The sequence below is a fragment of the Methylocystis sp. genome, assembly GCF_051061225.1.
In the GTDB taxonomy this organism is placed as follows: Bacteria; Pseudomonadota; Alphaproteobacteria; order Rhizobiales; family Beijerinckiaceae; genus Methylocystis.
Map to the genome: position 1 here is coordinate 95,172 of NZ_JBPFEB010000122.1, position 8,359 is coordinate 103,530.

The window sequence follows — 8,359 nt, forward strand, 5'->3', positions numbered from 1 at the left end:
CCAATCCCCGGCGGCTACGCCTCGGCCGGCGTTTCCACCAGCGCCTTCAGATTGGCGAGCCCCTCTTCGAACTGGCCGCCCACCATCCTGTCCATGTTCATGAAGGCGTGGATGGCCTTGGCAAGAAACTCGTTCCTGCCGGACATGGTCCAGACGACTTCCGTGCGCGTCTCGCTGAGCGGCTTGAGATCGAACTGAACGTCATGGATCGCCTTCATCGGTTTCAGGAACTGGATCTTGATGCGGATGCGCTCGTTCTGGCTGCTCTCGGCGATCTTCATCTTGCCGGCGCCCACCTTCTTGTCGCCGGCCCAGCTCATGATCGCCCCGGCGCCCAGCGGCGAGCCGTCATAGGTCACGGTCTGTTGGGGATGGAGCCGCGACCATGGCGACCAGCGCGGCCACTCGTGGAGGTCGTTGATCAGCGGATAGATGCGCTGCGCCGGCGCGTCGATCACGGCGGAGCGCGCGATGCGGAAGGTGTTGGGCTGAAGCGAGACATAAGCGATCAGCGCGCTGACCGCCGACAGCACGAGCAAAAGAATAAAGGTCATGCGACGTCCTCCCGGCGCGGCCGAAACGCCACGCTTTTCCTTATTGTAAGGCGGGGGACGGAAGGGCGCAAAGCTGGCGGGTGACGGCCCGCGCGGGCGGGCCGTCACACAAGCGCAAGGCGGCGCCGGGCTCGTCGACCTGCGACGGCGCGCGGCGCCAGCCTGTTTACTTGAGGCTGGCGCAGAACGACTGGATCTTGGCGCAGGCCTTCTCGAGCACGAGCGCCGAGGCCGCGTAGGACACGCGGAAATTCGGCCCGGTTCCGAACGCAGAGCCCTGCACCACGGCGACGCCCTCCGCCTCCAGAAGCTCGGTGACGAAGTCCTCGTCCGATTCGATGATCTTGCCGGACGGCGTCTTGCGGCCGATCGCCTCCGCGCAGGAGGGGAAGACATAGAAGGGGCCTTCCGGCGTCGGGCAGCGCAGATACTTGGCCTGGTTGAGCATCGACACGACGAGGTCGCGCCGCTCCTGGAAGGCTTTGCGGAAGGTCGCGAGATGCTCCTGCGGGCCATTGAGCGCCTCGACCGCCGCCCATTGCGCGATGGAGCAGGCGCCCGAGGTCTGCTGGCCCTGGAGCAGGTCCATGGCCTTGATCAGATGGCTCGGGCCGGCGGCATAGCCAATGCGCCAGCCGGTCATGGCGTAAGCCTTGGAGACGCCATTCATGGTCAGCGTGCGCTCCATGAGATTCGGCTCGACCTGCGCGGGCGTCACGAATTTGAAGTCGCCGTACACCAGGTGCTCGTAGATGTCGTCGGTGAGCACATGCACCTGCGGATGACGCAGCAGCACGTCCGTCACCTTCTTCATCTCATCGTAGCTGTAGGCGGCGCCCGAGGGGTTGGACGGCGAATTGAGCACGAGCCATTTGGTTCTGGGCGTGATGGCCGCCTCGAGCGCCTCCGGCTGGAGCTTGAAACCGTCCTCCATCTTCGTATCGACGAAGACCGTCTTGCCGCCGCAGATGGCGACCATCTCCGGATAGCTCACCCAGTAGGGCGCCGTGACGATCACCTCGTCGCCGTGATTGATGGTGGCGAGAAAGGCGTTGAACAGAATGTGCTTGCCGCCCGTCGCGACGATCGTGTCGGACGCCTTGTAGTCGAGCCCGTTCTCGCGCTTGAACTTGCGGGCCACGGCCTCGCGAAGCTGCGGAATGCCGAGCACCGGCGTGTAACGCGTCTCGCCGCGATCGATGGCCGCCTTGGCCGCCGTGCGGATATGCTCCGGCGTGTCGAAATCCGGCTCCCCGACCGAAAGGCTGATCACCTCCCGCCCCTGCGCTTTCAGATCGCGCGCTTTCTGCGTCACGGCGATCGTGGCGGAGGGTTTTACGCGCGAGAGAGCGTGAGCGAGGAATGTCATTGCGTTACGTCCTGAAGGGGGAGTGTGCGTTGCACCATAATTTGTGGGGAGCCGACCGGCAATGAAAATCCGCAGCCCAAGCCCGCAGGGCGTTGCGGCTCATTAACACACCCGTGCTATCGGGCTAGACCTCAAGCTTACGGTAGAAGGCGGGAGCGGCTGGCATGATGGCGGCGCTGCGAAGCGGGGATTGGCTCACGCCGGAGAGGTTGCGCGTCTATCCGCTGATGCTGCTGGCGTTCGCCTTCGTCGCCGTCGCCTTCGTCATCGCTGCGTCCCAGGGCGGCGTCGGTCCCAACAATCTGCCGCTGGGCGCGGATTTCAGCCAGGTCTGGGTCGCCGGCAAGGAGGCGCTCGCCGGCCATCCGGAGGCGCCCTTCGACATCCGGCTTCATGCGGCGGCGCAGCGCTCCCACTTCGGACCCGAAAAAGGGATCTTCGGCTGGCATTACCCGCCCTATTTCCTGGCGCCCGCCGCGATTCTCGCGCGCCTCCCCTATCTCGAGGCCCTGACGCTCTGGCAATGCGCCACTCTGGCGCTCTACCTCGTATCGATCCTTGCGATCCTGCGTGGCTCGGGTCTGACCCCGGCGTCCATCGCCGTGGCCGCGCTCGCCTATCCGGCCGTGATCGTCAACCTCGGGCACGGACAGAATGGGTTCCTCACCGCCGCCCTTCTCGGCGGCGGCTTCGTTCTGCTGGACCGGCGCCCGCTCCTCGCCGGCGGCCTCTTCGCGCTACTCGCCTACAAGCCGCAATTCGGCCTGACCCTGCCGCTGGCCCTGCTGATCGGAGGTCATTGGCGCGCCCTCGCGGCCGGCGCCGCGACGCTGGCCGCAATGACCGCCGCAAGCCTCGCCGCCTTCGGCCTCGCGAGCTGGCGCGCCTTCTTTGACAGTCTCGGCTTCACCCGCGCCATTGTCGAAGAGGGCGCGACGGGCTTCGAGAAAATTCAGAGCGTCTTCGCCGCCGTGCGGCTGATGGGCGGCGGCGTCCCGGCCGCCTACGCCGCCCAGACTCTCGCAGCCGCCGTCGCCCTCAGCCTGCTCCTGCCGCTCCTGCGATCTCGCGTCGACGCACGCATCAAGGCGGCGGGGGTCATTGCCGCGCTCTTTCTCACGACGCCCTATTCGCTCGACTACGACATGATGGCGCTGGCGCCGGCGCTGGCGCTGCTCCTGGCGCATGGACTGGAAAGCGGCTTCCGGCCTTACGAAAAATCCGCGCTGGCCGTCGCCTATGTCGCGCCGCTCCTCGCGCGGCCGGTCGCGAGCGTCCTGCCGCTGCCATTGGGCGCGGCCGCGATCATCCTGCTCTTCCTCTCGACGGCGCGTTACAGTTTCCCCCTGATCGACCACGGCGATGGCCCGACGGCGCCGGCGGTCGGGGCTGATGCGCGCCAATCCATTGTCGACAATTGCAAAGGTCGGCTTTGCCGTTTTTTAACCCTGATCTCGCCAAAGGTTAATTTTTTATGAAAATTCTGATCCGGCGATGCAACTTTTCAGCTTGATCGTCGTTACTAAGGCAAAGGCGAGGACTGGAAACGGTCCAGACTGGTCTGGCGCGGCTGAGGGAGAGCCCCGGCGGACGAGAGAAATAAGGGCGAACACCCCGAGAGGAAGAGTCACAATGTCGCTCGTTGATAAGTTCGACGATCAGATTGAGCCCGCGTTTGCGAGCAGCTTTGACCGTGAATCGGCGCGCCGTCAGTTCCGCGTGTCGATCCTTCTTGTCGCCGCGATGGCGTTGGCAGCCTTTGTTCTTGGCTTCGCCATGCCCATCGACCCGACTCCGAGCATGTCCCCGGTCGCGGATAGCGCGCCGTTTGCCGGCCGATTGGTCAGCGTCGACCGCTGAACGGGCCCCTTCATCATCCTCCGCGAGCTACGCGCGCCCACCCGGCGCGCGTATTGTTTTGTCATGAGCTTTTTAGCGCCGGCCGCCCTGACGACGCGCCTCTGAAGAAGATCGCGACACGCTGATACGGACCGCTCGGCCCCGCCGTCGGCATGGGCGCGGTCGCGCCGCGCCCAACCTGCTTACTGGCCGGCCCCGGGCTTCATGTCCTCATGATGATGGTGCTCATGGCCGTCATGGCCCTGATGCCCCTCGTGACCACCATCTTTCGGGCCGGAGGTGTCCTTGTTGTGCGCCTTCTCCCAGCGCTCCATAGCCTCGGCGTCATGGGCGTGCTGGGCGTCCGGCGCGTCGATCGCCGCATCGATGACAACCTCCCCCGCCTTTTCGAAGACGAGGGTCATTTCGAGCCCCCAGCCGACCTCAAGATGCTTCTTGGCGTCGAGCAACGCGACATAGACGCCGCCGGGAGCCATGGTCACCGTCGACTTCGGCGGGAGGACGACAGGCGCCTCGAGCTCGAGATTCTTGGCGTCGCCATGGATCACCGACTTGCCGAATTTCTCGACCTTCACCGCCACGAGCTTGTCGGGCGTGTCGCCATTATTGTGCAGGAAGGCGTAGAAAGACGACTTGTTGTCCCCGTCGGCGGGCGCGCGGATCCAGGGATGTTCGACCTTCAGCTTGCCGACGTCATATTCATGCGCCTGCGCGGCGCCGGCCGGAACGAAAACGCCCAGAGCGGCGCCGGCGAACAAGGAGCCGCCAGACGCCAAAAGATCACGCCGCCTGATCATCATCTCTTCCTCCTGAAACGGCCGGCTGATGCGCCGGCTCATCAAATCTCCGCCAAGCGTCAGTGCGAGTGCAGATTGATCTCGACGATGGGCTCCTGCGCCAGAATCGACGCCTGCGCGGAAAACTGCGTCGCGCTGCCGTCGTCCTCCCCGAACTGCCGGAATCGCGCGCGCACATAGCCTGACCGATCGATCAGGAAATGCGCCTGGCTGATTTCCGGCGTGTAGGGCACGTTCGGATAGCGGTTGATGATCGAATAGGCTTTCTCGACCGCAGCCGGACGCAAAGCCTCGCGACCCTTGGCGGCCGCCGGGCAATCGCCCGTATAGACCGTGACATGGTTGGCGCCAGCGGCTTTGGCCGCGTCGGCCGCCCTGATCAGGCTCGCGTCCAGCGCGGTCCTCTCCTCGCCGGTCCCCGTGCAGCGGGCGAAGGACAGAAGCGTCGGCTTGCCGCGCAGCTTGAAGAAGGTCGTGGTCTCCTCCTTCGGATCGACGAGGGCGAAGTCCGGCGCGATCAGCCACTGGATCATCGCCTGCGGGGCGATGAACCGGGACCGGTTCGTGCTCGAAAGCATCAACAGATAGTTGATCATGTCCCAGCGATCGTCCACGTCGAGAACGTGGTTGAAGCCCGGCATGACCCCGCTCTGGCCGCCATAGGTCAGCCAGTGGAAAATATCGCCGATCGTATGCGTTCCGACATGCGGCGCGGTGAGGTCGGCCGGCTCCACCTTGAGGCCCTGGGCGTTTTTCAGATCCTTGGACATGGGGCCGTTGCCCTCGCCCATGGGGCCGTGACAGGGCACGCAATTATCCGCGAAGGCCGTCATGCCGCGCGAGACGGACTCGGCTGTGAAATCCTGCGTCGGGTCGTTGTAGGTGTCGGTGTACGCCTCGGTCGAGAAGGAGACCGCCAGGCAGAACAGCGCCGCAAGGGTCGCGGCCGGGGTGGCGTAGAGCCGTTTCTCGCGAGTCGCCGGCGCGAACCACACAGCCGCCGCGGCGACCGCCAACACGCCCCCCGCAATGCCCCACCACCAGATCGGCGACGGGAAGACCGGCTTCTGCCCCCAGGTGGCGATGTAGGACAGACGGAACGGCAGCGGCCAGTAAATGTCCGTCTCATGCGAGGCCGGGGTGATCACCGCGATATAGCCGGCGATCCCGAGAAGCCCCAGGCCGAACACCGCTTCCAGGCTGCCGATCTTGCCGACCCAGTCGACATTGAACTCACCAGCCGGACGCTTGTGCATGTAGCGGACGATGGCGAGAGCGCAGAAAAGGACAGCGCAGAGAAGCGCCAGCTTCAATGTGAGTAGCCGGCCGTAAGGGGTCGCCAGCATGTTCGGCACGCTGCCGACATTTTCATAGGCCATGGCCACGCCGGTGACGGCGACAAGGCCCACCGCCACCTTGGCGACCATGGACCAGCGTTCGGCAAGTTGCGCCGCGACTTCCGGCGGCTTCTTGTGAGCGGTGAACATCCACCAGATCAGGCCGAGCAGGCCGCCCAGCCAGGTCAGACCCGCCGCCGTATGCAGAAGGAAGCTCGCCTGCGTCCAGACCGGCAGGCCGTCATCGATGGCGTGGCCCGTCACGGAGACAATGGCGAGAACGCCGACGCCCGTCCACAGCGTGACGCGGTCGAGCAGATCCGAACTCACGAACAGCCGCGCGACGGCCAGGCCCGCGAAGGCAAAGGCGACGGCCTGCGTGGCGATCCACGCCTTGCCCACGCTCGTGCCGAAGGTGAACTCCCAGAGGAGAGGCGAATCGATCGGCCGCTCGGGGGGAATGATCTGGCGCGCGATGAGATACAGCAGCGCGAAACCGAGCGCCGCCCGGAACACCGCCGCCGCCGCCACCGGGATTTTGAACCGCCCGCCATCCTCGCCGATCAGCCGCGGCAACAGCAGCAGACCGACCGCCAGCGCCGCCGGCATGCTCTCGAGGAAACGCACGAACGCGAGAGAAAGATACATGTTTCGCTTCTCGCTTTTACCCGCTCTGATGACTGTTGGAGGCCGTCACGCCGCCGTGACGACGAAACCGGGCGGCGCCTCGGCGCGCGAGTCGAGGCGCCCTGCCCGAACGCCGCAACCCGTTCGCGGAGCTACTTCGGATCGACGGTGAATTCGTAGTTCCCCTCGACCACATGCCCGTCGACGGACAGCACGCGATAGCGCACGACATATTTGCCCGGCGCGAGGTCGGGGGAGTCCATGGAGAGCTCGCGCGGCTTGTCGGGAACGCCGATGGAGCCTTCGCCGAGCACCTTGCCGTCCGCGTTTTCTACCGTGAGCTTGGAATATTTGGGCTCGACGCCGCCGCCAAATCGCAGCTTGATCGTCTTTGGCGACGTGGCGACATGATCTTTCGACGATGGCGTCGCTTCGACCAGGAAGGAATGCGCGAGCGCGGAACCCGCCATCAGAAAAGCGGCGACAAGCCCGCCGGACAGAACGCCGATCGCGCGGCGAGGAGAATTAACCAGTCCGTTCATGACATTTCCCCCGAGGCGCCAGCCTCTCTTGCTGTTTTCGATAGACGCGACCGCGTCCCTTTCAGATGCGGTCGCCTTGTTCCGGCTTCAAGACTCGACGGTCTCGGCGGGCGCCTCGGCCTTCTTGGAAGACGGATGCGTGTGCTTCCAATAGACGAACACCATGCCGGCGATCAGCACGGTCCCGGCGATCTGCGGCACCCAGGCCCAGAGCGTTTCGCCGACCATGAACTTGAATTGTTCGGTCTCCTGCCGGCCATCTTCGCGGGTCAAGGTCACAAGGCCGATGTAATGGCCATTGCTCGTAAAATTATGCTCGATGCTGAACGTCCCCTTTGAATATTTCTTGGCGGGGATGTGCAGTTCGGTCAACGCCTCGAGATCGGTGTCCTTCGTGAGCGGCACGAGCGGATCGCGGATGATCCGCAATTCCAGCGGAAGATCGCGGAACGCCGGCGTCTCGATGTCGAACGCCATGATCGTCCGTCCCGTCGCGGGAATCTCGCTGCAATATTCCGAACGGGATTTGTCGGGCTGGAACGCGGTGATGTGGATCATGTCGTATCCGAACATGACCATGCACATGTTGCCCATGGACATGGCTTCCGGTCCCGCGCCGCCTTCGGCGCGCGCGGACGACGCGACGCCGAACGAAAGAACGGCGCCAAACATGGCGGCGACAAGGCTACGCCAATTCATCATTTCCATCCCTCGATATGTGCCCGCGCCTTTGCGACGCTGCATTCTTGTTCCGGCGAACCGCCGCGGGCGTCGCCCCCGTACGTCCGCCGATCGCTTCGACGCCGCCAAGACAGCGCCGCCGTTCGAACCTTTACCGCAACTCGCAGCGGACGGCGACAGCTTCGCAGGCTCGCAAACGCCACCTTTTCGACCGCTAATCTGCATCCAAAACAGGCGTTGGCGCGAGCGAAAAGCCCAATGTTGATTTGCGTCTAAAGGACGCACCGTTTGATCTTGAGCAAGCGTTGCCGGCCTCCGTGGTGCGCCTGGAGCCCCCCGCGCGCGCCCGGCGCCAGACGCTCCGGAGCACCCTCTCGCCGGCTGCTCGGCGCCCTCTATCCCCCGAAGCGCCGCATGGCGTCGTCATCGCGCATCGCTGCGCGCAAAAAGAAAACCGGCCGGATCTTTCGATCCGGCCGGCGTTTATGTCAGCGATCGTTGTTCGATCAGGGCATGTCGCCCGCGACGAACTTCGGAATCACCGGGCCGCCGATTTCAGCCGCGAAGCGCTTGCCGTCCGGCGTGAAGAAGA

9 protein-coding genes are annotated in these 8,359 nt (G+C 64.7%); 3 read left to right on the top strand and 6 right to left on the bottom strand.

Annotated features, from left to right (window positions below):
- Window positions 1-14: 14 nt before the first annotated feature.
- Both ACR652_RS20760 and ACR652_RS20765 read right to left on the bottom strand, forming a co-directional pair.
- The gene (locus tag ACR652_RS20760) at window positions 15-554 is read right to left on the bottom strand and encodes an SRPBCC family protein (RefSeq protein ID WP_434508375.1); all 540 of its coding nucleotides are present in this window, start codon (window positions 552-554) and stop codon (window positions 15-17) included.
- Between the two features lie 166 nt (window positions 555-720).
- On the bottom strand, window positions 721-1,923 hold the full coding sequence (locus ACR652_RS20765) for a pyridoxal phosphate-dependent aminotransferase (protein ID WP_434508376.1): 1,203 nt from the start codon (window positions 1,921-1,923) through the stop codon (window positions 721-723).
- A 164-nt stretch (window positions 1,924-2,087) separates the two neighbouring features.
- On the opposite strand from ACR652_RS20765, the gene ACR652_RS20770 reads away from it, so the two are divergent.
- Both ACR652_RS20770 and ACR652_RS20775 read left to right on the top strand, forming a co-directional pair.
- Window positions 2,088-3,401 (top strand): glycosyltransferase family 87 protein, encoded by a 1,314-nt coding sequence (locus tag ACR652_RS20770; protein ID WP_434508377.1) that lies wholly within the window; start codon window positions 2,088-2,090, stop codon window positions 3,399-3,401.
- Between the two features lie 154 nt (window positions 3,402-3,555).
- Window positions 3,556-3,783, top strand: coding sequence for a hypothetical protein (locus ACR652_RS20775; protein ID WP_434508378.1), 228 nt, complete (start codon window positions 3,556-3,558; stop codon window positions 3,781-3,783).
- Between the two features lie 182 nt (window positions 3,784-3,965).
- On the opposite strand, the gene ACR652_RS20780 is transcribed toward ACR652_RS20775, so the two are convergent.
- The 4 genes from ACR652_RS20780 to ACR652_RS20795 all read right to left on the bottom strand — a co-directional run bounded on the left by ACR652_RS20780 (window position 3,966) and on the right by ACR652_RS20795 (window position 7,788).
- Window positions 3,966-4,583: a copper chaperone PCu(A)C gene (locus tag ACR652_RS20780; RefSeq protein WP_434508385.1), complete on the bottom strand. Its 618-nt coding sequence runs from the start codon at window positions 4,581-4,583 to the stop codon at window positions 3,966-3,968.
- A gap of 56 nt (window positions 4,584-4,639) precedes the next feature.
- Window positions 4,640-6,565 carry a CopD family protein gene (locus tag ACR652_RS20785; protein ID WP_434508379.1) on the bottom strand — a complete coding sequence of 642 codons (1,926 nt, stop codon included), beginning with the start codon at window positions 6,563-6,565 and terminating at the stop codon, window positions 4,640-4,642.
- 131 nt (window positions 6,566-6,696) lie between these two features.
- Window positions 6,697-7,086 carry a copper resistance CopC family protein gene (locus tag ACR652_RS20790; RefSeq protein WP_434508380.1) on the bottom strand — a complete coding sequence of 130 codons (390 nt, stop codon included), beginning with the start codon at window positions 7,084-7,086 and terminating at the stop codon, window positions 6,697-6,699.
- A gap of 87 nt (window positions 7,087-7,173) precedes the next feature.
- Window positions 7,174-7,788, bottom strand: a complete 615-nt coding sequence (locus tag ACR652_RS20795) for a hypothetical protein (RefSeq protein WP_434508381.1) — start codon at window positions 7,786-7,788, stop codon at window positions 7,174-7,176.
- 296 nt (window positions 7,789-8,084) lie between these two features.
- Here ACR652_RS20795 and ACR652_RS20800 point away from each other — a divergent pair.
- Window positions 8,085-8,359 (top strand): hypothetical protein (locus ACR652_RS20800; RefSeq protein ID WP_434508382.1); only part of this gene is annotated, 275 nt, incomplete at its 3' end.

Coding starts and splice junctions, on each gene's coding strand:
- ACR652_RS20760 (WP_434508375.1), bottom strand. CDS start 554: ATGACCTTTATTCTTTTGCTCGTGCTGTCGGCGGTCAGCGCGCTGATC.
- ACR652_RS20765 (WP_434508376.1), bottom strand. CDS start 1,923: ATGACATTCCTCGCTCACGCTCTCTCGCGCGTAAAACCCTCCGCCACG.
- ACR652_RS20770 (WP_434508377.1), top strand. CDS start 2,088: ATGATGGCGGCGCTGCGAAGCGGGGATTGGCTCACGCCGGAGAGGTTG.
- ACR652_RS20775 (WP_434508378.1), top strand. CDS start 3,556: ATGTCGCTCGTTGATAAGTTCGACGATCAGATTGAGCCCGCGTTTGCG.
- ACR652_RS20780 (WP_434508385.1), bottom strand. CDS start 4,583: ATGATGATCAGGCGGCGTGATCTTTTGGCGTCTGGCGGCTCCTTGTTC.
- ACR652_RS20785 (WP_434508379.1), bottom strand. CDS start 6,565: ATGTATCTTTCTCTCGCGTTCGTGCGTTTCCTCGAGAGCATGCCGGCG.
- ACR652_RS20790 (WP_434508380.1), bottom strand. CDS start 7,086: ATGAACGGACTGGTTAATTCTCCTCGCCGCGCGATCGGCGTTCTGTCC.
- ACR652_RS20795 (WP_434508381.1), bottom strand. CDS start 7,788: ATGATGAATTGGCGTAGCCTTGTCGCCGCCATGTTTGGCGCCGTTCTT.